This is a genomic window from Lacrimispora brassicae (assembly GCF_054772055.1).
Genome location: NZ_BRYH01000009.1, coordinates 168,750 through 192,808, shown reverse-complemented (window position 1 = coordinate 192,808; position 24,059 = coordinate 168,750). Strand labels below are relative to the sequence as shown.

The window sequence follows — 24,059 nt, the reverse complement described above, 5'->3', positions numbered from 1 at the left end:
ATTATGGCTCATGAGGCAACACAAATTGATTTAAGTATATTGAAACAGGGAAAACAGGAAATATTCCTGAAGGTCGAATTGCTAAACCCGAATTTCAAAATATTAGATTCTCTTGAAGGGCATATCATAAATGATAGCTTTTCTATTGATTCAGAATCTCTTCAGAGAAGAAGCTATAATTTTGATCTGGTTATTTTAAGCTCTTCGTTTATGATAGGAAAAGACAAAAAAATCTGGATGGATAAGAGAATTCGGGTGTTTTATGGTGTTAAGTCATTAAGAAGTAAAGAAATCATTTGGTATCAATTAGGCGTATTTTGTTATGTAAATATGAAGTATGTCCATTCAAATTCCGAAAGAAAATTGTCTCTTTCCTGTGCTGATTTAATGGCTTTATATGACGGGACGCTTAACGGACAAATTGGGGGATATGGTTCATCCAACAATACTCCTGATTACGCAATTAAAAATCTCCTGATTCCTGCCGGAGAAGATATTCGTTCTTCTGTTATTGCCACTCTCAAGGAGGCAGGAATTACAAACTATGTTGTTGAAGATATTGGGAAGCCAATCCCTTACGATTTAACCTTTGAAACAGGGAGCACTTATGTCGATGTCTGGACTAAAATAAGAGATCTTTATGATTCATGGGAATTTTACTTTGATACAGATGGAACTTTTATATGGAGGCAATCACCCACTTGTTTTGGTGAACCTGTTATTTTGGATAATTCCATTATGCAGAGTATTATTATAGATGAAAACTCTGATATGAAATTTACAGGAATTTATAATGTTACAGAAGTATGGGGCAAGGTATTGGAGCTTGATAATAATGACAGATATGCTGAAACTTCCGCTTATTCAGATAATACATATAGAGTTAATTTCAGTATATATAATTCATGGGAAGATGTAGATAATCTGACACAATTGGCATTTAAAGTCTGTGCCGGCAATTTACCAAATCCCAAATTTACAATAAACAGCTTCTCTCCTGCTATTCCAATTTATGATGGCAGCGGTGATCCGTTAAAAGCAGGCGACTTAAAAAAAGATCATATATATGTGTTCCGATACAGACGGTTAAATCCAACTCAAAACGCCCTGTTTCTATTAGGCCAGTTCCAGTGCTACGGCAGATATGCAGAAATGTCAGAAGATTGTCCGTTTTCAGTGACAAGCCTTGGATATGAAATTCCCCAATCTTTCGATTATAGTACTTTGAGTGATGATGCAGCCTGTTTTAACCAGGCTGAGTATCTGACATATAAGACAACCGCCATGATGGATACAATAAACCTTACAACACTGGTTGTTCCCTGGCTGGAAGTTAATACAAAAATTGAATATACACCGAAATATAGTAATGAGAAAAGCCAGTATATTATCAAAAATCTCAGTTGGTCTACTGGTAATGGAACTATGAATGTAACTCTCTATAAATTTATGGAGAGCTTTTCTTATGTGTACAATCGTAAAAATAAAGGAAGGAGTTAATACAATGAGTTATCCAGAATATCCCCGCAGCAAATTCCCGGAGGAAATATGTAATTTCCCTAATATGCAGGATGTTTCCTCTACTCTTCGGCCTATTGTAGATAGGTATAATGAAGCTTATTTGAATAATGATACGGATACCATGATTGAGTTAAAAGAACAGTATCCTAATTTACTGAAATCATTATTTAATGCTGATAAATTTAATGTTCTTTTAGATGGAGTAAAGGCTACGCAAAAGTTTTTTAAGGATGATGTAGATAATATGATCCGTACTGTGGCACAGCATACAGTTGGAATTAACGATTCGGCAGAAAATGAAGAAAAAGCAACGAATACTTATTCTGCAAAAAAGATAGAAAGTCTCACTGGTATTACAATTGCAACAAATGTTTCAATACCAATTAGTGCTTGGGATGGCAATTTGACATATACATACACGTCAGACATGATTTTAGAAAATGACAGGGTGAATGTCTATTTTAGTTCTGACAGTATGCTCCATGCTGCAAAGGCTTTTATTGTTTTAAAAGAAAATACTGGCGCCGGAAATTTTGTTTTAAAAGCAAACAAGCTTCCAAAAAGTGCTTTGACAATCAGAGAAATTGAGGTGATGAGAAAAAATGGCTAAATATGGTGTTACGAATGTGGCAGGAGGCGGAGGCATTGGTTCTGATGAACTTTCTGTGACAAAGAAATATGTGCAAAAAGGTAAAACGTATGTTGGATCTGATACGAATGATGAAATAGGCGTTGGCGAATTAGATCTTGACGTGATAACAGCCACTCCACCCGATATGCTGGCAGGGAAAGTTGGTGTTGATAAAGAAGGGAAGCCAATAACTGGAACTATACCACTTCGGGGAACCTCAGTACATGGTTCAGGAGCAGGGCTAAATGGGTCGGGACTTTATTATTACATTCCAAAGGGATATTACGATGAACCGGGGCAACCGAATCCGTGGGTATATATGACCCGCCCGGAGGTCGCAGCAGCTCTTGGTATTGAGCCATGGAAAATGCGCGGCGATGTAAACATATGTGGAGTTCAGGGGGGTATACCTATCCAGGGAGCAGATGCAGGCGGTGATCACGCATGGAATACAACCTGGGCAAACAGGGGAGATGGCAATATCTTTATGGGTGTAAGGAATGGTCACTACTTAAATGGAGTGAATTGGATTAGGGCTTATATAGAAAATTTTTGGGCTTCTAACATTAAAAAAGGCGTGAACATCGGCGGTGTAGTTGGAACATGGGAAGGATATGTACCTGGCGCTCAAGATTTATATTATAGAGGAAACAATGTTGCTGGAATGACTGTTTCATCGGGGGCGGCAGTAAGTTATTCTTTTGATGCTGGTCAATTTACCATAAAAAAACTATTACCAGGAAGCGATGAGGTCGTAGTTAAAGTTCCAACCAATGCTGTAGGGAGAAGGTATTTGAATGTTGAATTATATTGCACTAAATTATACTCTAACGGTAGTTATCCTGGCGAATTACACCTTAGTCTTAATGGCGTAAATAGTACGGCATTATATACTATAGATGTTGGAGTTCGAACATTGTCGTTTGACATGAGTACCCTTCAAATGAATACCAATTTTTATATTCATTTTTGGCGTTTCGAATGTGTATGCTATCGTATCTGGTTAAGCTAAAGGAGGATTTATGAAAATATATATTAACGATCAGTATGAGATTTTGTCACTTGATAAGGAGCCAAATTATTTTAAAGAAATATTTGAGGTTGAACAAACAAGAGAAGAAATGTTCGGAAACTGGTGCGACGCCTGTATTCAAGGCTACAAATATGAACCACAATGTGAGTTCCTTTTTAATAAAGACGGCAGCAATGCCCGCGATGAAAAAACTGGAGAACTACTCTATAAATTAGATGAGAAGGGCAACAAAATCCAAAATGGCTATGCTTGTTATCCTTTTGTAGATTATCGGACGCTTATGCTGATTCAAAAGCAGTATGAAGATTCACAGAAGCAGACACAATCTTTTGGTTCACAAATCTCCCACCTTGCCACTATATCAGGAATCGGAATTGAAACAAGCGTCTTAGGCCAAACCCCGGAAGAATTAAAGGAAGCGAAAAAGGCAGAAATGAATGCTGCCTGTGGTCAGACTGTCTGCAATGGAATAACTGTGGAGCTGTCCACGGGCTTTGAACATTTCAGCCTGACCCAGAATGACCAGCTTAATCTTTTCGGTTTACAGGTACAACTTGCTTCCGGAGCAGAGCAGATTGTATACCATGCGGATGGGCAACCCTGCCGGTTCTATCCTGCGGCTGACATATCCTGGATAATCGAAAAGGCCATGTTTCATACCTCCTATCATATCACTTACGGAAACAGCTTAAAAACATGGATTGATAGTGTGAAAACAGAGGCAGAATTGCAGGAGATTTATTACGGCGCAGATATCCCAGTGGAACACCAGTCAGAGATCCTTAAAATATATCTGGCGAAAATTGCCGCCATGGCCAGAGAGGAAGGGGCGAAACAATGAAGCAGTTATTTAAATATGTCTTCCTCTGGTTTGTAGGAGGACTCATATACATAGGCATGGAGCTGGCATTCCGTGGATATTCCCACTGGACCATGTTTGCATTGGGAGGAGTGTGTTTTGTGTGTCTTGGCCTGATTAATGAATTGATCCCCTGGGAAATGCCCTTATATCAGCAGATGCTTCTTGGTGATGTGATTGTGACTATCCTAGAATTCATTACCGGCTATATAGTTAATATCAAGTTGGGCTGGGGAATATGGAATTATAGTTATATTCCATGAAATATTATGGGGCAGATATGCCTTTTATTCAGTGTGCTCTGGTTACTTCCATGCCTGGCCGGGATCGTGCTTGATGACTGGTTGCGTTATTTGCTGTTCAGTGAAGAACGGCCTCATTATGTTTACATATAAAAATAAGGTTAGGGAATAGTTGGGTAAACACTCTTCTATTCTTTTTTTATATATAAAAAGGAGGTTCCTGTATAATTTAAATATAAGGAATTCCGAGAAAGAAGATTGAGAAAAAAATACCTCAGTGTAAAATAAGATTACTGACTTTGAGCGGTTAGTAATCTTATTGAACAGAGAAGTGTCTAAAATGAATCGTAACACACAGAACGAAAAAATTGCAGCTATTACGAAAAAACTCTGGTGGTTGGTATTGATGTCGGAAGTGAGACACATTATGCCAGAACATTTGATTGACATAATTATGAGTATTCTAAGAAACCATATGCATTCAGCAATGATGAGGCTGGATTCACCACTTTCAAGGCATGGCTGGAAGACAAGGCAGAGTAACATGGTAAAGATGTTGTAATCCAGGGTATGGACCCGGTATCTTTAGTAGTATTTTTTGTTATCTGCATAATTAATTATGCCACGGATGGCGGGTTCTTCGGAACCTGCTTTTCTGTTTTTAGACATAAAAACGGAGCTGTTACTCCAGCAAATTACTTATCTGCTTTTGCAACAGCCCCTATTTTTTACGATGTATATGGCTTTGTTTGAAAGATTAAGCTGTGAAAGTTGAGTTATCATACCACGTACAGTGATAATATTTAGGTTTGATTGTAATATATCCATTCACCCCCCATACCTTTCAAAGCACCCCAACTAAATAAGTTCAAATTCAGCAAATTCCTCCACAGAAGAATCCTTTGCAATATAAACTCGAAACTTTCCCTTTTCAGCCGTGAATCCATTCTCCAGTGTATGAAACTTTAACATATCTTCATGAATGACAAAGCCAACCTCCTGCTCTTCACCCGGATTTAGGAAAATCCGTTGAAACCCCTTCAGCATCCGGATGGGACGAACCAGACTTCCTGCAACATCCCTGATATATAACTGGACGGTCTCAGTTCCAGAACATCTACCGGTGTTTTTTATAACACATTTTGCAGCAATCTCATCCCCCTGTCTCATAATAGCCTTGGACAGCCGAACCTTTCCGTATTCAAATGCCGTATAAGTCAGCCCATACCCAAAAGGATAGAGCGGCACACTGGGTCCATCCACATATCTTAAAGAGAAGCGGGCAGAATGATATACATCTTCGGCAGGTCTTCCGGAGCTATACCGGTTATAATATATGGGACACTGTCCTGCAGCATAGGGGAATGACATTGTCAAGCGGCCGCTTGGCTGGCACTCACCCAGGAGAATATCGGCAACTGCACGGTTTCCTTCAGTTCCCGGAAACCATGCCTCTAATACCGCATTCGCCTTTTGGGCTATACGGGGAATCCCCAGTGGTCTCCCATTGTAAAGAATCACAACCACAGGTTTCCCTAAGGAAAATATCCGTTCTGCAAATACTTCCTGATATCCTGGCAGCCCAATATCCATCCTGCTGTTTGACTCTCCGCTCATAAGAGGATCTTCTCCCACCGCCAATACAATGAGGTCACTGTTTTTTGCAAGTTCTACTGCTTCTTCCGCCTTCTTTTCGTTATATTCCGTAATACCCAGTCCACTGGCACAGCTTACTTCAATCCTCTCTGCCAGCGCTTCCCAAAGAGTTGCACACTGCTCCTCCTCTCCATATATCGACCAGGAATCCAATATCTGGCGGGAATCAGCAAACGGTCCGATTAATGCGATTTTTTCATTTGCTTCCTTTTTTAAGGGAAGGGTCCCGTCATTTTCTAAAAGCACTATGGAATCACGGGCGATTTCTCTGGAAACATTTCGATGGTCTTTACAAAGAACATACTGTTTTTCCAGATCCTCATCTGCGTCTTTATAGGGATTATCAAAAAGGCCAAGCTCCTCTTTAAGGGAAAGCACCCGGTATACAGCATCATCAATCTGCTCCTCTGTTAACTTTCCATCTTCGATCAGCCGCTGAGCACTGTGATAATATGTATTTGATACCATTTCAATATCAATTCCTGCATCCATTGCTTTTTTAGCTGCTTCTGCCTCATCGGCAGCAAATCCATGACGAATCATTTCGATAATAGCAGTACAATCTGAAATAACTGCTCCCTGAAATCCCCATTCGCCCCGAAGCACATCCTGAAAAAGCCACTTATTTCCGGATGAAGGCACTCCATTTAACGCATTAAAAGAAGTCATAACCATTTTGGCCCCTGCTTTTACAGCAGCTTGATACGCCGGAAAGTGGCGCTCCCGAAGCTCATATTCGCTGGCTTCCGTTGTATTATAGTCACGTCCTCCTTCCCCAATGCCATATGCTGCAAAATGCTTTATGCAGGAGGCTATTTTAAACCTTGATGATATATCCTCGCCCTGGTACCCTTCTACATAAGCCTTTGCAAATAATTCATTGAGATAAACATCCTCTCCGCTTGTCTCCACAACCCTCCCCCACCTGGCATCTCTTGCCAGATCACACATGGGAGAAAAGGTTACATGAATCCCTGAGACAGAAGCTTCCTTTGCCGCAATTTCAGCGGATTTTTTTACCAGATCCGGCTGCCATGTACAAGACATTGCAAGAGGAGATGGAAAAATTGTTTTATAACCATGGATCACATCATGCATGAAGATAAGGGGGATCTTATTTGCTGATTTTTCCATATGTCTTTTTTGTGCTTCCTTTACCAGCTTTGCCCCTGATACTCCCAGAACAGAGCCGATATTGTCAGCCATCTCTTTTTCAGCTTCAAACCCATAATCAATTCCCATAAACACACTGTCATCTTCACTGTTTTCATTTCCATACAGTTGGGTGATTTCAGCAAGCTTCTCTTTCAGTGACATTCGGGCTATCAGGCTTTGCAAATCTCTCATACATTATAGTCCTCTCTTTTCCTATTCTTTAACAGCCCCCATTGTAAGGCCCTTGATCATATATTTTTGCAGCACCAGATACACTAGCAGAACCGGCATCATAATAATCGTAGATGCGGCAGATGTAAGCGGTATATCTCTGCTGAATTTCCCCTTAAAAAAGCTTAAGCCTAAGGGCAGGGTACGTATCCTATCTTCTCCCAGCATAATATTGGACAGCATAAAGTCATTCCATGTCCACATGAAGATCAGCATAATTACAGAAACCACTGCTGGCATAATGATAGGGATAACAATTTTACGTAATATCAAAAATTCAGGTGCTCCATCTATTCTTGCTGATTCTACCAACGATATGGGAATGTCTTTGATGAACCCTTTCAGCAAAAAAACCGAAAAAGGAATATTAAGGGCTATATGGGTCAGATACACCGGCGCTCTTGTCCCTAAAAGCCCCATTATCTTCATGTTATAAAACAATGGAATAATTACAATCTCAAAAGGGATTATGAGACCAATCAAAATCAAAATATTTATCAGGTTTTTTCCATAAAATTCAAAATAAGTCATAGCATATGCTATAAGAATTGCAAAAACAAGCACCCCTATGACTGAGATGAGAGAAATAATGATGCTGTTAGAATAGTAAGTGGAAAAACGTCCGTTATCCCATGCTTTTAAGTAATTTTCAAAATGCAGCTTATCCGGGATGGAAAGCACTCCCTTTTTTATAAGATCCGTTTTTGTCCTGAGAGAAAGACTCAGCATAAAAAACATTGGGAACACAGTAAAAAAACAGGATATGATCAGAAATATATAGGCACCTGCAGTTTTGGCTTTTCTCATCTAGTCCTCCTTTCTGAGCAGTAAAAACACTCTGGATATGACAAATACAACAACAGTCAGGATCACAGCGATCCCGCAGCCTAATCCGATTTTATTGGAAGCAAACGCCGTTTGATATAAATAGTAAGAAATAACATAGGTATAATATCCCGGTCCACCCTTTGTCATCTGAAAAACCACATCAAAAACCTTAAATGCTCCAATGAGGGAAAGCAACAGCAGGGTTGTAGTAGTCTTATTGATGGAAGGTATGGTGATGCCGAAAAAGGACTGTACCGGACTGGCTCCGTCTATGGTGGCTGCTTCATACATAGACGGATCCACCGCCCTTATGGCAGTACAATATATGATGGTATTGAATCCATAGGATGTCCATATGTTCATGACCAAAAGTGCTGCGATGGCCGTATTCTTATTTCCTAGCCATGGGCGGATGAGACTGTCAAGTCCCACCGCACCCAAAACTGCATTTATTACTCCACTTGCAGGGTCATAAATTGCCAGCCACATAATAGACATGATCATACTGGATAAAATCTGTGGCAAAAACAGAAGAAGTTGAAATAAATTTTTGAATTTTACGTCACTGTTTACAATCACAGCAGCCTGTAAAAGACCAATTACAATGGGAATCGAAACAGAAACCAAGGCCCACATCAAATTGTTTTTAACCGCTATCCAAAACTCCTGTGCCGAAAAAATCGTTTTGTAATTATCAACCCCAATAAAATTAATCTTATCAAATGCCACAACTCCATTCCAGTCCGTGAAGCTTAAGCAGAGCGTCTGAATAACAGGAATTACAGCAATCAGAAAAAACAGCAGCATCCCGGGAAGAACAAACAAATAAGGCATCATTCCAAACCCTTTTTTATTTTTTTTATCCACTTTAGATTTCAGCATCTTATCAACCAACTTTCCCGCATTATAAATTCTTATCCCTGCTTCCAGAATTCATCTATCCTTTTCCACATTTCTTCCGCACTTTGGTCGCCTATCAAATAAAGCTGCATTTCTTTCTGGAATATTTCAAGAAAGCCGGGACGTACATTATCAAGATAAAATCCGCTCTTTGTATCTCCAATGGCAGCCTGCAGTTCCTGTGTCAGCGGAGAGGCCGCAGCATCTTTATTCTCATACTTCAAAGAAGGGATAGAGCCCTTTGACAGCCACATTTCAGCTACTTCCGGCGTAAGCATCTGGTCAATAAAATCCAGAGCTACCAAAAGCTGTGTATCATCCACATGTTTACCTATTGCAAATGCTGCATCTACAGGATTGATGATATAGTTGCTGTCTTTACTGTCTGTAACTCCCGGGAATGGGAACACGCCAACATCTAAGCCGGTGTTTTCATAATCATATAAGAACCAGTTTCCGTCTAACGACATGGCTGTATTGCCCTGTCCGAAGAGAGTCGGTATATCACCATAATCAATTCCTTCATAATCCTTACGGAAATATCCTGCATCAGACCATCTTTTCACGATTGCCGACGATTCTATAAAAGCAGTTTTCATACTTTCTTTTGAATCTTCCAGGTAATACCACTTCAGCACATCTTCAAAGGGGGCTTTGTTTTGCACAAGGCTTTGAATATACCAACCATTGACATTGGCATTACAGTTTTCTGCACCAATGTAGCCGTTATCAGTTGCCGTTTTTAAAATGGCTTCATATTCATCAAGAGTTTTTGGTACTTTTAAATTTAATTCTTTAAAAATCTCTTTATTGTAATACACAACGATTGGTGCGTAATTCATTCCCACACTATACTGTTTGCCCGGTGTCCTCTGATTATAAAAATTCGTTGCACCCTCCTGCTGTTTTTCATCCCAGCCTCTTTCTTTTATATATTGGCCTAAATCCAGAAGATAACCGGCATCCCCAAGTGCAGACAATCCTAAATCATCAGTAAGTACCAGAGAATAGCCGCTTCCCGAAGCAAAGGCACGCTTTGCTTTGTTGTTATAATCCTCTCCTGATTCATTGACAAAAACTACATTTGGGTATTTTTCCTGTAATTTATCTACGACGGACTTTATAATCTCACTGCGTTCCACATCTGACATTGCCGTAATAAACTTAAATTCTGTTTTTTTATTGCTGACGTCACCTTCCTTAATGTCTCCTTTACGTCCGCACCCCATCATCCCAATGGCAAATACCGCCATCATAGTTATTGCAGTTAATCTTTTGATTTTCCGATCCATTGATAAACCCTCCCTTTCTTTTGGCTTATTACCAATACATCTCTGGCAATATGTCCTTTTGCAGTTCCCACATTTCATTAATCAGGCTGACTGCGTTATGGTAAGTTGAAACTGTGGGATCCAGCAAGATCGCCTGAAGTAATTTTTTACGGTCTTTTTCGGCATAAGCCTCATAAATCAAATCTGCTATGGTTCCCTGGGTTGATATCATGGCTGCTATACCTGTAGGTATTCGGTCCGTCTGAACCGGATGAACCCCTGTCCCGTCAACGACTGCTGGAACCTCAACCACCATTCCGTTGGGAAGATTTGGCACATATCCTTCATTTACCACGTTAACCGCCCCTACCCTCAGATGCTTATTATAAGCAATTGCTTCTATGATAGGTACACCGTATTCATGATTCGTGGTGAATTTATTATCTACATTAAATGCTTCTTTAAATACATCGGTCTTCTCTGTCTTAGAGATATCATTTTCCCAGTTCCGTCCAGCGATGGAATAGATAAAATCCAGGGGTTTGTCATTTTTATCCTTCCACGGCATTTCTGTCATGGGATCATAAAAGTACTGCATCTGGGCAGAAGCAAGAAACTGATCGCTCCACGCCATATATTCGCCAATATGATTTGCTCCCGGATACACCCATACACCATATACCCGAAGAATTACCCGGGAAAGGGCCAGCTCATCCCATTTCTCCAGTTTTTCCATGCTCCGCTCTTTTTCTTTCAGCTCCGGGTATAAATCTCTTCCAGTTTTCTTGTCAACAATCCTGGTAATCACTCCGAAATGATTTAACCCACTGACCTGGGTTTCAATCTCGTCTTTCCCGACTCCAAGAATTTTAGCCACCTGGTCTACGCCCATCTGTTCTCCATGACACAGTCCTATCACTTTTATCTTTGTGGCTTTGGAAATCATACCAACAAGCTTTGCTTCCGGATTTGTATAGTTTAATAAGTAGGCGTCAGGACATACTTCTTCCATCAGTCTTGCGATATCAAGCATTGGTCCTAAATTCCGCAATGTATGGAACATTCCTCCCGGTCCGCCGTTTTCACCATAAACCTGTCTGAATCCATATTTTCTTGGCATATGAAAATCCTGTGACCAGTAAAAATAACGTTCCTTTTCAATTGCAGTAACAACAAAATCCGCATCGGTAAGCGCTTCCCTAAGATCCAGGGTTGCTATTATTTTTGTATCGTTCTTACATTTTTCTTTTAATCTCTGACAGAATCCGCTGCTTATATCAAGCGCCTCCTGATTGATATCCATTAATGCAATTTCCAGATCTGCAGTCTTAATAGATGGATTCCGTAAAATGTCTGAAACTGTTGTTGGGCAGAAAGAAACACTGCCTGCTCCAATAATAGCGATTTTTAATTTTTTAATATTCATTTTAAACCTCCTCTTTCTGAGCATAACCAAACATATAATCTGCAAGTTTTTCAAAACTGATCTCTTTCCCATCCCCGACATACAGACAGGACAGTCCGGAACCCATCCGAATGGAATCATCTACATTGACCCCCATCAGCAGCCCAAGCAATAAACCAGCATTAAAATTGTCCCCTCCTCCCGTTATGATTTTAGGTTCCTTAATTACTTCCTTTTTTATTGTCTGCACCCGGCCATCCTCTACATATTTAGAAGACTCCAAAAGATGAACCACAAAATATTTACAGGCAAACCATTTCGATAATGCTATGATGTTCTCATCGAATATCCCCTGGTGGTTGTCTAAATTCAGTTTTTCAAAAAATAAAGTGAATTCGTTTTCATTCAAACTTATTATAATATCAAAATATTGGGAATAGCCTGCTAGAAGCTCCAGCATCTGCAGCACTTCTTCTCTTTGGCGCTTCGAAAAATCCGAAAAATCCACAAGCATATTTTTTTTCTTGGAAAATGTACACTTAGGAATAATATTGTGTAAAATTTTCCCCCATATATCATTGCTGTGAATGAGTTCTCCCCAGTTTAAGAATGCTGCTGCATCGCATTGATCAAAACACTGGATTAAGGTCTCCTCCGGTATTCGTGAAATCAATACATCATAATCAAGTCTGTCAAGATATGTATTTGTCGCCAGCATCAGTTTCCCATCCTCAAATTCCAAAGAGCTGCAGAAGCCCGGTTCAGAAACCGAATGTAGAATGCAGTTAGGATTTAAGTCCCGAAATTCCGGAGTGATTTCCGGAAATCCCATGGCCCCAACACAAACCGTCCGGCACCCCAGATTTGCCAGCGCATTTGCTACTATGGGCATATTACCTCCGATTTTCTCCTGGATTGTTTCCATATCTACGCTGCAGCTTTTACCACTCTTTTCCAGAAGATAACCGGAAAACTCTTTCATAGTCTGAAACGGTACAACTGTACTTCCATATTTCATCTTAGTTGGCTTTAATATTTTATCAATAAATCCGTCAAACCCCAGTAAGATATTATAATTTGTGTCCAGTTTCCTGATTTTATCAAGCAAAATAAGGGGCCTCCTTTCGTCTCTTAAACTTTATTTAAAAATCTCATCCAACCATGCATTGCTTGCTAACAATGCACCGCCTGTTATCCCTGGAGAAACAATATTTTTTCTCTTGATCTCAACAGGCTTAAAACAGATCTTGTTAAGTTTCTTCTGAGTTTCTTCAATAATTTCCTGCCCAAACATATCAATCACATACCCATCCAGTACAATATTGGAAACATCGTAGCAAAAAATCAAGTTATTCACGATCAGTGCAAGATACCTTGATACATATTCAATTGCTTTTGTTCTGCTTTCGGATTCGCAGAATTCCTCTGAAACACCAAATTTTTCTTTTAGTGCTTTCAAATTTATCTTCTCCTCCAGCCACCCGGAGCTGGTTTTGTCTTCGGAATATTCAAACATCATGTATCCAATTTCGCCGCATATATTATAATTTCCTTTCCTTGCTTTTCCATCAATAATAACTCCGGCACCAAGTCCTGTTCCCAAAGAGATAAAAATCAAATCTTTCTTCATCTCCTGCCTGTAGGATGTATATTCACCAAAAGCCTGTATATTTAAGTCATTGTCTATAATGACCTTTGCGTCATATTTTTCCGATATACGGTCTATGGTGTCACCAAAATACTTAGGTTCATGAATATTAATCAGCGGAGCCGTAATCTCTCTTGTTTCTTCATTGTAAATGCAGGGAATCCCAATTCCGATTCCTACTAAATCATCTACTTTTCTTCCACTCATCTCCAACAGTCTGTCAATATTCTGAAAAAGAGATAATTCAAAATGCTGTCCACACCGGACCTGAACAAAATGAAGGATATTTCCAGATAAATCTACCACTCCCAGAACCAGGTAATCACCTTCATAAATAATTCCAACAGAAAAATACTTTTTATTATTTAATCTAAATAAACTAGGCTTCCTTCCAACCTTTGTACCAACATACATTTGCTCTTCGATCAGATTGTTCTCGGTTAAAAAATCTACAATTTTCAAAACCGTCGGAACGCTTATCCTAGTACTTTTAGCAATTTCATTCACAAACAAAGCATCCTTCTTTCTAAATTCCTGAAAGACCATTTTAGTATTCATCTCTTTTAAATGAGATGGTTCATATTTTGCCATCTGTGCCACCTTTCCTTTTTTCTATTTTTTAATAATGTTAACTAATTATATATCCTTTTCTTTTTTTCGTCAACATATTTTATATTCCCCTTTATATTTGTTGTGTTTTATTATATATATAAGCATTTTATCGCCTTTATATTGTATATTAATTATATTTTTTTTACATTTATATGAATTTGCTTGCTTTTTTTCACCGATTATATATAATTAAGTTTGTTATATAATTATATATAGGAGGATTTGGAAATGGAAATAATAAAAGTAAAGAATGACATAGAAATGAGCCTGCAGGCCTGTGACTTTCTCGTCCGCTGCCTAAAAGAAAAACCGGATGCTCTATTTTGTATTGCGACAGGTTCTTCTCCCACAGAAGCATACCGACTTTTTGTCCAAAGAATAACATCTGAGCACATCGATACCAGCAAAATGCGGATTATCAAACTTGACGAATGGTGTGGACTTTCAAAAGACGATCCATCAACCTGCGAATATTATATCCGCAAGCACCTTTTAAACCCACTTAATATACCCGATGAACGTTATATTGCATTTAATCCGCTTGAAGAAAATGCCCAGCAGGAATGCCAAAGAATCTCCAGCTTACTTACTGACAATGGTGGAATTGACTGCTGTGTGTTGGGAATCGGAAAAAACGGACACTTAGGACTAAATGAGCCGGGAGACGAAATCAATCCCTTTACCCATAAGACAAAGCTGGATATCAAAACCCAAAGCCATTCCATGCTGCTATCCAAAAGTCAAAAAGTTTTTTCAGGGTATACCCTGGGAATCAAAGATCTTCTCGATTCTAAAGCAATCTTATTACTCATTACCGGAGCAGATAAAAAGGAAGCCTATGAAAATTTTAAGAAAAAGACCATAAGTTCCAAATATCCTGCTAATTATCTATGGCTCCACAATCATACACTTTGTATTGTGGATTCAGCATCCGTCATTTAATTGAACTCCCATAGGGGGAAAGTGTAAATTTCCGCAAAAATTATCACCCGGAAATACAAAAAAGGGTGAAGCCCCTAAAAATGGCTTCACCCCATAACCTTCCCAATCGCCTCTCTCACATTCCCAACCTCGATCAACCGCATTCCTTCCACCTTCCCCATCTTTCCCAGGGAAATCTCCGGCATCACGCAGGTATTAAATCCCAGCTTTTTCGCCTCATTCACTCTTTGCTGCGCCATGGACACGGCCCGAACCTCTCCTGCCAATCCCACTTCCCCAAAAATAATGGTTTTCGGGTCAACGGCCTTATCCTTCATGCTGGATACAATGGCCATAATAATAGCCAGGTCCAAAGCAGGCTCATTCATCCGCAAACCGCCCGTAATATTCACATAAGCATCAAAATGAGACAGATCATAATGGCACCGTTTTTCCAAAACAGCCATCAGCAAATTCACCCGGTTATAATCCGTACCGGCGGCAGTACGCCTGGGCATACCAAAGGCCGTTGGAGTGACCAGGGCCTGTACCTCCAAAAGCATGGGCCTGGTGCCTTCCATGGAACAGGCCACCACCGCACCAGAGGCATCCTCCGGCCTTCCGCTGAGCATATACTCCGACGGATTCTTCACTTCAGAAAGCCCGCTCTCAACCATTTCAAAAACACCGATCTCATTGGTGGAACCAAAGCGGTTTTTCACTCCCCGTATGATCCTGTAGGAAGCGCTTCTGTCTCCCTCAAAATACAAAACCGTATCAACCATATGCTCTAAGACTCTGGGACCGGCCACCACGCCTTCTTTTGTTACATGTCCCACAATGAATATGGCGATTCCAGCCCCCTTGGCGATCTGCATCAGGAGATTGGTGGATTCCCTCACCTGGCTGACACTTCCAGGGGCAGAAGAGATTTCTTCCCGGAACATGGTCTGAATGGAATCGATGATCACCACATCGGGCTTTTCTTCCCCAATGGCGCTTTCAATCAGTTCCAAACTGGTTTCACAAAGGAATAATAAATCACCCTTCACTTCTCCGATCCGGTTTGCCCGCAGCTTGATCTGCTTTAAGGATTCCTCCCCCGATATGTAAAGCACCTTCCTGCGGTCGGCGGCTAAATTCCGGCATACCTGCAAAAGCAGGGTGGATTTCCCGATTCCGGGATCACCGCCTACCAGTACAAGAGAGCCTTTGACAACACCCCCGCCCAGAACACGGTCCAACTCCTCATATCCGGTTTTCATCCGGTCCTGCTCATCCAAATGGATTTCAGACAACCGGGACGGCTTGACATTCATGAGATTCCCGGCAGATCTCTCCCCATTTCCACCGATCCCCCGCTTGGCCCCTGACTCTTTTTTTCCGGAAGGCTCTTCCACAAATGTATTCCATTCCTTACAGCCCGGGCACTGCCCCAGCCACTTTGCCGATTCATATCCGCATTCCTTGCAGAAAAATGCGGTTGTTTTCCCTTTTGCCATAGTAATTCCCTCCTGATCTAAGAAAAACACGCTTTCTGAGTTTTTCTTAGGTGCCGCGGCATTGGCCAACTGAATATGCACGCATATTCGTCCGGCTCATTACCCGCGCAAAAAAATCTGGGCCCGGCTCTTCATAAAAGAGCCGAACCCAGCTTCTCATCCTGTTATCTTCGCTTGATCTTCACTGCTACAGGTGTTCCTTCATTCAGTTCCACGCTGATGGACAGCTTTCCGCTCATGTTGGTTCTCATGCCTCCAACAGCAGTCTCATCCACATATACCTCATATTCAGTATCCTCTGCCAACTGAATGGTCAGTTGGGCATCCTTGTCGCCTTCTACCTGGAACTTCACTCCATCATCAGATACGGCGAATTTCATGGCGGTAGTTCCCGGCACAGATTCATATACGAACATACCGTTGCGTTCCAGCTTGGTTATTTCATAAAAGGTCTTTACTTTATATAAATCACCGTCGTGCTCAAAATCCTGCAATTTTGACTTTGTCTTTAATTTGTGATTACCAAAACTGATGGTCCCATCTTGCTCTGTGCGGATTAATTCTTCAATTACCGGCATTGGTTTGCCCTCCTAGTATTTTGTTTACTTATCCCTTTTAGCGATGAACAGATGATTTCGCTTGTAGCTATTATACACGAATTGATATGAAATGGCTAGCTATTTTACCAGCTCCCTGATAGAAAATTTTAGTTCCTCCGCACCTGCGGTTACAACGACTTCATCCCCTGTTTTTATTGTTCCATTTAAGATCTCTTCCGCCAGTTTATCCTCAAGGCAATTCTGAATGGTACGCCTTAGGGGCCTTGCGCCGTACTTCTGATCATAGCCCTTATTGATCAGGTATTCCTTGGCATCTTCTCCGATATCCAGGGTAATGCTCATCTGTTCTGATGTCCGTTTCATGATATCCTTCATCATGATCGTCACAATATCCTTCATGTGGATCTTATTTAACGGATGGAATACGATGATCTCATCGATCCTGTTAATAAATTCAGGCTTGAACAGACGCTTAACTTCCTCCATTACCCGTTCCTTCATGATCTTATAATCAGCCTTTTCATCTGCAACCGCGCCAAAGCCCAGACGTTTGGGAGATATGATGCTCTCCGCTCCGGCATTGGAGGTCATAATGATGATGGTATTCTTAAAATCTATTTTCCGGCCCTGAGCATCTGTAATATGGCCGTCATCCAACACCTGAAGCAGGATATTGAACACATCGGGATGGGCCTTCTCGATCTCATCAAATAAAATCACGGAATATGGATTCCTGCGGACCTTCTCACTAAGCTGTCCGCCTTCGTCATACCCTACGTATCCTGGAGGCGATCCGATTATCTTGGAAACGCTGTGCTTTTCCATATATTCCGACATGTCTACCCGGATCAACGCATTTTCCGTTCCAAACATGGCCTCGGAAAGAGTCTTGGACAGCTCGGTCTTGCCAACACCGGTAGGACCTAAGAACAGGAAGGAACCAATGGGGCGTTTGGGGTCCTTAAGGCCTACCCTTCCCCGCCGTATGGCCTTTGACACAGCGGTGACCGCTTCTTCCTGGCCGATCACCCTTTCATGAAGGATTCCCTCAAGATTGCGGAGGCGTTCGCTCTCTCCTTCTTCCAGCTTTCTTACGGGGATTTTGGTCCAGGTTGATACCACATCAGCCACTTCTCCCTCATCTACAATGAGTGTCTTTAAAGTTTTTTCCTTCTGCCACCGCTCCCGGATCTTTTCCGCCTTTTCCCGTTTCTTTTCCTGTTTCTTCTTAATAGCCCCTGCCTTTTCATAGGCTTCAGCCTTAATAGCAGCTTCCTTCTGATCCTCCAGCAATTCAATCTCAGCTTCCAGCTCCTTGATCTCCGGCGGCTCCACAAATGTGGTCAGACGCACCTTGGAAGAAGCCTCGTCAATGACGTCAATGGCCTTATCCGGAAGAAAACGGTCATTGATATACCGTGAAGCCAGCTTTACCGCGGCCTTTAAGGCATCATCCGTAATGGTCACCCTATGGTGGTCCTCATACCGTCCCTTAAGACCCCTTAATATGCCGATGGCAGCCTCTTCAGAAGGCTCCTCTACCGTAACCGGCTGGAAACGCCGTTCCAGGGCAGAATCCTTCTCAATATATTTCCGGTACTCTTGAATAGTTGTTGCACCGATGAGCTGCAGTTCCCCTCTTGCCAGGGAAGGTTTTAAAATGTTGGAGGCATCAATGGCACCTTCCGCTCCTCCTGCGCCGATAATCGTATGGATCTCGTCAATGAACAACAGGACTTCCCCATCGTCGATCACCTCGGCGATCACCTTCTTAATTCTCTCTTCAAATTCTCCTCTGTATTTGGAACCGGCCACCATGCCGGATAAATCCAAAGTCAGGAGCCTTTTTCCGGCAATGGTTTCAGGCACATCGCCTCCTGTTATCATCTGTGCTAAACCTTCCACAACTGCGGTCTTGCCCACTCCAGGCTCTCCGATTAAACATGGATTATTCTTGGTCCTCCGGCTGAGGATCTGGATCAGGCGCTTGATCTCCGATTCCCTTCCAATGACCGGGTCAAGTTTTCCCTGTACAGCAAGCTCCGTTAAATCCCTGCTGTAGCTGTCAAGAGTAGGAGTGCTTCCCTTTGCTTTTGGCGATTTCATAAGCTCCTCTTTATTTGCGGGAGCATCTTCGCCCATGGCTGACAGCACGTCGATATAAAGCTTCTGGATGCTGATTCCTATGGTATTTAAAAGCCTGGAGGCAACACAATCGTTGTCGCGGATTATGGAAATAAGCAAGTGCTCCGTACCGATTAAGTTTGCCTTAAACCGCACGGCTTCCCGGTAGCTGTTCTCCAAAACCCTTCTGGCGCCGGGAGTGTATCCTCCATCCTCTTTAAGGTGAACCGCCTGGTCCGGGGCGATCAACTGGCTGATCAGGTTTAAAACTTTATCCTCCTTTACCCCGTTCTCTTCCAGAACCCTGGCTGCTACTCCGCTGCCCTCTTCTAAAAGCCCGATTAACAGGTGTTCTGTTCCCACATAGCCGTGGCCAAGACGTTCCGCCGCCTGCACGGCCAGATTAACAGCCGTTCTGGCCTTTGTCGTAAATCTGTCTATCATAAATGCAATCCTCCTGTCATTTTAATTTACGCGGGCAACCAGCCGGATGAACATGCCTATATGTTCACCCGGCGACTGCCGCGAGAGCTATAAAGAACTCACAAAGGCGTCTTTCTTATAGCTCCGGCAATTCCCGGCCGATGAATTCCGCCCTGGCTCCATCCAGCTCCTCCTTGCTTAAGGGACGGTCTGAAATCTTCTGCAGATTCGCAGGCTGGATTCCAAGCATCAGACGGTAGACGGAAAAGTTCTCCTCTGTATGAATCAGGCCGTCTGCCAGTCCCGCCATGATCTGGGATAAGAAAATCATGGCATCCCTGGAAGTCAGCCTTCTGGAATATTTTAATACCCCGTAGGATTTGTAAACTTCATCCTCTCTCTCCTCCCGGTGTCTCTGGAGAGAAAGCTTCCTCACCTGAAGCTCCTGGTTGGTAAGCTGAATCGCTGCCTTAGAAACCGTATCTATGATCTCCCGCTCCGTCTGTCCCAGAGTTTTCTGGTTTGATATCTCATAAAGGGAACCAAAGTTCTCATCCCTTTCCCCATAAACACCCCGGACAGATGCCCCGAAGCGGCCCATATCACTGATAAGGCCCTGGAACTTCTTTCCCTGGGACAGCATGGGAAGGTGGACCACCACCGAGGCCCTTAAGCCGGTCCCCACGTTGGTGGGAAAAGAGGTAAGATATCCATAACGGTCATCAAACGCATATGCAAACCGTTCGTTGATGTAATCATCGATCCTGTTGGCCCTTTCCCAAAGCTCTTCTAAATGAAGCCCCCTCTGGAGAAGCTGGATCCTTATGTGGTCATCGCAGTTAAACACGATGCCAGTGTCTTCATTCTCGGAGATAAGGATGCCCCCAGGTTTTTTATTGGAAACGGTTGCCGAATTCAAGACCCGCCGCTCTCTAAGGGCCGTCCGGTCCAGCTCTTCCATCTCCCCAAGCATGGCAAATTCATAATGCCTGCCTTCTTCCTTGCCTAAATCCTTGAGGCCAAACTCCAGCCTGCGGACTAATTCCCCACTTTCCTTTTCATCTAAGGCTGAAGGAAACCGGTAATCCTGCCAGTTCCTGACCAGGCGGATCCGGCTGCTTATAACTCCAGGCCGACCAGTATCTTTCTGTTCAAACCATCTAAGCATTTGTCTCATTTCCTTTCTTCAGCTCTCTTATCTTGTCGCGGCATACGGCTGCCATTTCATAGTCTTCAAAGCGCAGAGCCTCTTTTAACCTGGCATCCCACTGAAAGATTTCCTCATGATTGCCCATGCTATTGGGAGAAAATGGTATACCTGCACCGGGATCGTTCTCCAGGCCGGAGTTTTCTCCGGTTCCCAGACCTGACGGCATGTAGTCCAATTTCTGGTAAACCGGCGTTTTTCCTGTGTGGATCAGGTTTCCATGAAGCTGCTTTAAACTGTCCTCCATGAGAGGGCCGAAAACGCTGTAGCAGTCGGCGCAGCCAAACCTGCTGTCTCTTACAAACTCATCATAGCTGGTCCCGCAGGTCGGACAGGTGATCTGATGGAGCTTATCCGGCCCCTGAGACCTGTCCTCAATTCCCAAAAGACCGGAAAGCAGCTTTCCTAAGGGAAATTCCCCGTCAAAAATAGCTGCATACACACCAAAATCCATCTCCTTTGCACACTGGGCGCAAAAATGGTGCTCCTTCTTTATGCCATTCACAACTTCTGTATATTGTATATTTGCTTCGCGAATCTTACATTTTTCACATAACATAATGAACCTCCAATCCAGTAAATCACTCTTCCCTCTGACTCTTTAAAAATGACTGGAATATTTCGTCAACCAATTGGTGGACCTCTTCACATGACACATTTTTACAGACTCCTCTGGCAAGCACAACGCCTAAATCTCTACGCATTTCGTCAAGGACCTGGATTTTATCCACGTCCAGGGACACAACGGCCCCCTTGCGACGGTCCAACTTAACAAACCCTTCCTGTTTCAGCACAGAGTACGCTTTATTTACCGTATGCATATTAATACCTATGTTGTCGGCCATCTGGCGCACGGAAGGCAGGGGGTCTCCTTCTCTTATACTTTCAGTGGCGATTCCTACGATTATCTGGTTCCGAAGCTGGATGTAGATCGCTTCATCACTGTTAAAATCTATTTGCAAGAACATATTTTCACCATCTTTCGTTATATCTGTTATACACATATTAGCACAAACTGCCGCCCTTTTCAACATAAAATATGGATTGGTATCATTCCCCTTTTAAAGGCCAACTGCGCTCTGTCCTGGTGGTCATTATATGGTCAAACTGCAGAAATTATATATTTAATTTTTTATGTACTGGGGCAGCAATCCCGGAATCCCCTATGCATCGTAAAAAGGACCGGAAGATTACATATGGAAAGGAATCATCAACCTCTTATAACAAAAGCTTATAACGAAAGCACCTTCATTCAGGTGCTTTCGTTACTGTCATTTCAATTGTCTGTAATATAATTATTATCATTGGATTATTAATAATCCAGTTATTTACAATTCCTTAATCATCCAGATCCAGAAACTCAAAGTCGTCCTCGTCCTCTGCAGGCTCTTCCACTTCCTTAAAGCGTTTCGGTTCCTTACTTTCCGGTCTTGTGCCTCCCTTTCCTTTGGGCTTTACAGGATGCCTTTCTCCGGAAAACGCCAGATCCCGTTCCAGGTCTTCCAGACTGGCCTCCAGGATAAAATCATCCTCTTCCAGGGCTTCCTGTTCCCCAGCCTCCCTATCATCAGGCTCGTCCATGAATTCTTCCTGGTATTCCGGCCTTATTTTGGATCTGGAACTTTCTGATCCGGAGCTTTCACCTCTGGAGCTTTCGCCTCTGGAATCTTCGGCCTTTAAATTCTCTTTGTCAAACTCTTCCCTGGTATATCTTTTGATCCTGCTTGCAGGGATTTCTTCCTCCGGCTCAGCCCACAGCCTGTCATCAGCCGTTTTCTGTTCCTTTCCTTTTCTCAAACTGTCCTTGCCAGGCCGGTCAGGACCGGATCTGCTTCCTTTTCTTACAAGGACGATCACAACCACCAGCAGGCCAAGGGCCATGACGCTCACTGCAATGAGAAGATAGAACTGCATGCGGTAATCCTTGGTCAGTTCATTGTACGTGTTGGCCATTTTCACATATTCATCATTGGAAACTCCGGAAGCATAATATCTTTGAATGGTCTTTTCCGTAAGATCATAGCGGTAGAAATGCTTTTCTCCGTTCCAGTTCATGGCATAGAAAAGACAATACTGTGGCTCAGCCTCTGAGTTTTCCACCCAGCCGGTAACGCGTGCGCCATCAATATCGGCCTGGCGTTCACGGAAGCCTTCCGGCACCGCCGCATCTCCGTCAAGAGGGATGATGACAATGGCCTTTGCAATGGTCTCCACCTGTACAAACTGGGACCAGGAATCCGAACCTTCGTTATAAATATAGAATCCGCCGTTTCCTCCTGAATCCTTTAAATAAAGCAGAAGGAGGTCTTTTTCCAGTCCTTTTCCGGACATGACTTCTGTTCCCCTATAGGAATAAGTCCCAGCCTCAAAGCCCTCCGGAAGGGCTGCTTCATCAAAGGAGGAAGCAATGCTGTATTCGGTTCCGTTAATAGTCACCATTGCGGTTCCGAATTCAGCTTCAGAGGTTTCCACACTGCCTCCTGTGGCAGGAGTTGTTTCTCCTCCCTCTGCTTTTTTCACCTGAATGGTATAATTCTTAACTGTCTGCCCATCCTCAGCGGTTACCTTCACAACCACCTGGTTTTCTCCGGCCTTTAAGCCCTTATCACCCTGAAGGCTTACATGGGCTCCCGCATTGGCTGCCACCGCATTTACCACCAGATCCGTTGTATTTGCATCGACCTCCGCCGAATAGCTGTCAACCGTTGGGGAAAAACCGGGAGTTAAGGTCCCTGGGGAAATTTTTAATGATTTCAGGGTTGCATCCTTTGAATATGTGGCAGGTGATGTGACCTTTACCGACGAGCTTCCCTGCTTGCCTAAAGAAAGAGCCTGGGAGTCCACATCATAGATTTCCTGGGAGGTCACGCTGATCTGGGTATTTCCTGCCTGCAGGGCCTTAAATTTCAGGGTAAAGCTAAAGGCTTTTTGATCGGCTGAATCCATGGTCCCCAAAACCTTAATCGCCCCTGCACCGCCATTTGCATTGGTTCCGCTGACAAACTCCAAAACATTGGGATCATAAGCCAGCATGATTTCCGCTGTACCCAGGGCGCTTTCACTGGTCACTTTCATGCTTACCGTCACTTCGTTCCCCACCATAACCGATGGGTCGGAAAACGCGATCTTGGCATCTGCTGCCCAGGATACCAGCCGCCCGGCCGGACCTGCTATAGCGATCACACAGGCCAGCATTAAACCGGCCGTCAGTTTTTTCAGTTTCCTATTCATATTGTCTCCTATTTTTGTTGGGCAACCAAGAAAAACACAATTTGCGGGTTTTTCTTAGTTGCCGCGGGATTCATCAAATGAATATGCAAGCATATTCGT

General features: G+C 42.7%; 20 protein-coding genes and 1 pseudogene. 7 read left to right on the top strand and 14 right to left on the bottom strand.

Annotated features, from left to right (window positions below; genetic code table 11):
- The first annotated feature begins 3 nt into the window (after positions 1-3).
- The 6 genes and pseudogenes from ACYVD3_RS06615 to ACYVD3_RS06590 form a co-directional block, all read left to right on the top strand.
- Positions 4-1,500, top strand: coding sequence for a DUF5048 domain-containing protein (locus ACYVD3_RS06615; protein WP_460641721.1), 1,497 nt, complete (start codon positions 4-6; stop codon positions 1,498-1,500).
- A gap of 4 nt (positions 1,501-1,504) precedes the next feature.
- Positions 1,505-2,131 carry a hypothetical protein gene (locus ACYVD3_RS06610; protein ID WP_460641720.1) on the top strand — a complete coding sequence of 209 codons (627 nt, stop codon included), beginning with the start codon at positions 1,505-1,507 and terminating at the stop codon, positions 2,129-2,131.
- Positions 2,124-3,164, top strand: a complete 1,041-nt coding sequence (locus ACYVD3_RS06605; protein WP_460641719.1) for a hypothetical protein — start codon at positions 2,124-2,126, stop codon at positions 3,162-3,164. Before ACYVD3_RS06610 ends, ACYVD3_RS06605 begins: the two co-directional genes overlap by 8 nt.
- Positions 3,165-3,174: 10 nt before the next feature.
- A complete protein-coding gene (locus ACYVD3_RS06600; RefSeq protein ID WP_460641718.1) occupies positions 3,175-4,026 on the top strand; it encodes a hypothetical protein in 852 nt (283 codons plus the stop codon).
- Entirely contained in the window at positions 4,023-4,307 is a 285-nt protein-coding gene (locus ACYVD3_RS06595) for a hypothetical protein (protein WP_460641717.1), read from the top strand. The genes ACYVD3_RS06600 and ACYVD3_RS06595 overlap by 4 nt, the downstream gene beginning before the upstream one ends.
- Positions 4,308-4,626: 319 nt before the next feature.
- A pseudogene (locus ACYVD3_RS06590) lies at positions 4,627-4,826 on the top strand (IS110 family transposase); the annotation flags it as partial.
- A 318-nt stretch (positions 4,827-5,144) separates the two neighbouring features.
- Here ACYVD3_RS06590 and bglX read toward each other — a convergent pair.
- Genes bglX through ACYVD3_RS06555 form a run of 7 tightly spaced genes read right to left on the bottom strand, consistent with a single transcriptional unit; the run spans position 5,145 to position 13,971 of the window.
- Positions 5,145-7,289 (bottom strand): beta-glucosidase BglX, encoded by a 2,145-nt coding sequence (gene bglX, locus ACYVD3_RS06585; protein WP_460641716.1) that lies wholly within the window; start codon positions 7,287-7,289, stop codon positions 5,145-5,147.
- Positions 7,290-7,310: 21 nt separating this feature from the next.
- Positions 7,311-8,135, bottom strand: a complete 825-nt coding sequence (locus ACYVD3_RS06580; RefSeq protein WP_460641715.1) for a carbohydrate ABC transporter permease — start codon at positions 8,133-8,135, stop codon at positions 7,311-7,313.
- Positions 8,136-9,038, bottom strand: a complete 903-nt coding sequence (locus ACYVD3_RS06575; RefSeq protein WP_460641714.1) for a carbohydrate ABC transporter permease — start codon at positions 9,036-9,038, stop codon at positions 8,136-8,138.
- A gap of 32 nt (positions 9,039-9,070) precedes the next feature.
- Positions 9,071-10,348, bottom strand: a complete 1,278-nt coding sequence (locus ACYVD3_RS06570) for an ABC transporter substrate-binding protein (protein ID WP_460641713.1) — start codon at positions 10,346-10,348, stop codon at positions 9,071-9,073.
- A 28-nt stretch (positions 10,349-10,376) separates the two neighbouring features.
- Entirely contained in the window at positions 10,377-11,753 is a 1,377-nt protein-coding gene (locus ACYVD3_RS06565; RefSeq protein ID WP_460641712.1) for a family 4 glycosyl hydrolase, read from the bottom strand.
- A 1-nt stretch (position 11,754) separates the two neighbouring features.
- On the bottom strand, positions 11,755-12,840 hold the full coding sequence (locus ACYVD3_RS06560) for a carbohydrate kinase family protein (RefSeq protein ID WP_460641711.1): 1,086 nt from the start codon (positions 12,838-12,840) through the stop codon (positions 11,755-11,757).
- Between the two features lie 30 nt (positions 12,841-12,870).
- A complete protein-coding gene (locus ACYVD3_RS06555) occupies positions 12,871-13,971 on the bottom strand; it encodes an ROK family protein (protein WP_460641710.1) in 1,101 nt (366 codons plus the stop codon).
- Positions 13,972-14,220: 249 nt separating this feature from the next.
- Between ACYVD3_RS06555 and ACYVD3_RS06550 the strand changes: the two genes are divergently transcribed.
- Complete coding sequence (locus tag ACYVD3_RS06550; protein ID WP_460641709.1) at positions 14,221-14,934, top strand: galactosamine-6-phosphate isomerase; 714 nt, start codon at positions 14,221-14,223, stop codon at positions 14,932-14,934.
- Between the two features lie 86 nt (positions 14,935-15,020).
- Here ACYVD3_RS06550 and radA read toward each other — a convergent pair whose 3' ends face one another.
- The 7 genes from radA to ACYVD3_RS06515 form a co-directional block, all read right to left on the bottom strand.
- Complete coding sequence (gene radA / locus ACYVD3_RS06545; protein ID WP_460641708.1) at positions 15,021-16,415, bottom strand: DNA repair protein RadA; 1,395 nt, start codon at positions 16,413-16,415, stop codon at positions 15,021-15,023.
- 164 nt (positions 16,416-16,579) lie between these two features.
- Positions 16,580-16,993, bottom strand: a complete 414-nt coding sequence (locus ACYVD3_RS06540; RefSeq protein ID WP_460641707.1) for an endosialidase — start codon at positions 16,991-16,993, stop codon at positions 16,580-16,582.
- A gap of 99 nt (positions 16,994-17,092) precedes the next feature.
- Positions 17,093-19,543, bottom strand: coding sequence for an ATP-dependent Clp protease ATP-binding subunit (locus ACYVD3_RS06535; RefSeq protein WP_460641706.1), 2,451 nt, complete (start codon positions 19,541-19,543; stop codon positions 17,093-17,095).
- Positions 19,544-19,658: 115 nt separating this feature from the next.
- Positions 19,659-20,690 carry an ATP--guanido phosphotransferase gene (locus tag ACYVD3_RS06530; protein ID WP_460641705.1) on the bottom strand — a complete coding sequence of 344 codons (1,032 nt, stop codon included), beginning with the start codon at positions 20,688-20,690 and terminating at the stop codon, positions 19,659-19,661.
- A complete protein-coding gene (locus ACYVD3_RS06525) occupies positions 20,683-21,288 on the bottom strand; it encodes a UvrB/UvrC motif-containing protein (protein WP_460641704.1) in 606 nt (201 codons plus the stop codon). The genes ACYVD3_RS06530 and ACYVD3_RS06525 overlap by 8 nt, the downstream gene beginning before the upstream one ends.
- Before the next feature lie 22 nt (positions 21,289-21,310).
- Positions 21,311-21,697: a GntR family transcriptional regulator gene (locus ACYVD3_RS06520; RefSeq protein WP_460641703.1), complete on the bottom strand. Its 387-nt coding sequence runs from the start codon at positions 21,695-21,697 to the stop codon at positions 21,311-21,313.
- Between the two features lie 370 nt (positions 21,698-22,067).
- Positions 22,068-23,960, bottom strand: a complete 1,893-nt coding sequence (locus tag ACYVD3_RS06515; RefSeq protein ID WP_460641702.1) for a cadherin-like beta sandwich domain-containing protein — start codon at positions 23,958-23,960, stop codon at positions 22,068-22,070.
- Between the last annotated feature and the right edge of the window lie 99 nt (positions 23,961-24,059).

Bases quoted from the DNA above. Each gene is read 5' to 3' on its own strand.
- ACYVD3_RS06565 (WP_460641712.1), bottom strand. From the start codon at position 11,753: ATGAATATTAAAAAATTAAAAATCGCTATTATTGGAGCAGGCAGTGTT.
- ACYVD3_RS06515 (WP_460641702.1), bottom strand. From the start codon at position 23,960: ATGAATAGGAAACTGAAAAAACTGACGGCCGGTTTAATGCTGGCCTGT.
- ACYVD3_RS06610 (WP_460641720.1), top strand. From the start codon at position 1,505: ATGAGTTATCCAGAATATCCCCGCAGCAAATTCCCGGAGGAAATATGT.
- ACYVD3_RS06605 (WP_460641719.1), top strand. From the start codon at position 2,124: ATGGCTAAATATGGTGTTACGAATGTGGCAGGAGGCGGAGGCATTGGT.
- ACYVD3_RS06535 (WP_460641706.1), bottom strand. From the start codon at position 19,543: ATGATAGACAGATTTACGACAAAGGCCAGAACGGCTGTTAATCTGGCC.
- ACYVD3_RS06540 (WP_460641707.1), bottom strand. From the start codon at position 16,993: ATGCCGGTAATTGAAGAATTAATCCGCACAGAGCAAGATGGGACCATC.
- ACYVD3_RS06555 (WP_460641710.1), bottom strand. From the start codon at position 13,971: ATGGCAAAATATGAACCATCTCATTTAAAAGAGATGAATACTAAAATG.
- ACYVD3_RS06615 (WP_460641721.1), top strand. From the start codon at position 4: ATGGCTCATGAGGCAACACAAATTGATTTAAGTATATTGAAACAGGGA.
- ACYVD3_RS06550 (WP_460641709.1), top strand. From the start codon at position 14,221: ATGGAAATAATAAAAGTAAAGAATGACATAGAAATGAGCCTGCAGGCC.
- ACYVD3_RS06600 (WP_460641718.1), top strand. From the start codon at position 3,175: ATGAAAATATATATTAACGATCAGTATGAGATTTTGTCACTTGATAAG.
- ACYVD3_RS06575 (WP_460641714.1), bottom strand. From the start codon at position 9,038: ATGCTGAAATCTAAAGTGGATAAAAAAAATAAAAAAGGGTTTGGAATG.
- ACYVD3_RS06525 (WP_460641704.1), bottom strand. From the start codon at position 21,288: ATGTTATGTGAAAAATGTAAGATTCGCGAAGCAAATATACAATATACA.
- ACYVD3_RS06595 (WP_460641717.1), top strand. From the start codon at position 4,023: ATGAAGCAGTTATTTAAATATGTCTTCCTCTGGTTTGTAGGAGGACTC.
- bglX (WP_460641716.1), bottom strand. From the start codon at position 7,289: ATGAGAGATTTGCAAAGCCTGATAGCCCGAATGTCACTGAAAGAGAAG.
- ACYVD3_RS06570 (WP_460641713.1), bottom strand. From the start codon at position 10,348: ATGGATCGGAAAATCAAAAGATTAACTGCAATAACTATGATGGCGGTA.
- ACYVD3_RS06530 (WP_460641705.1), bottom strand. From the start codon at position 20,690: ATGCTTAGATGGTTTGAACAGAAAGATACTGGTCGGCCTGGAGTTATA.
- radA (WP_460641708.1), bottom strand. From the start codon at position 16,415: ATGGCAAAAGGGAAAACAACCGCATTTTTCTGCAAGGAATGCGGATAT.
- ACYVD3_RS06580 (WP_460641715.1), bottom strand. From the start codon at position 8,135: ATGAGAAAAGCCAAAACTGCAGGTGCCTATATATTTCTGATCATATCC.
- ACYVD3_RS06520 (WP_460641703.1), bottom strand. From the start codon at position 21,697: ATGTTCTTGCAAATAGATTTTAACAGTGATGAAGCGATCTACATCCAG.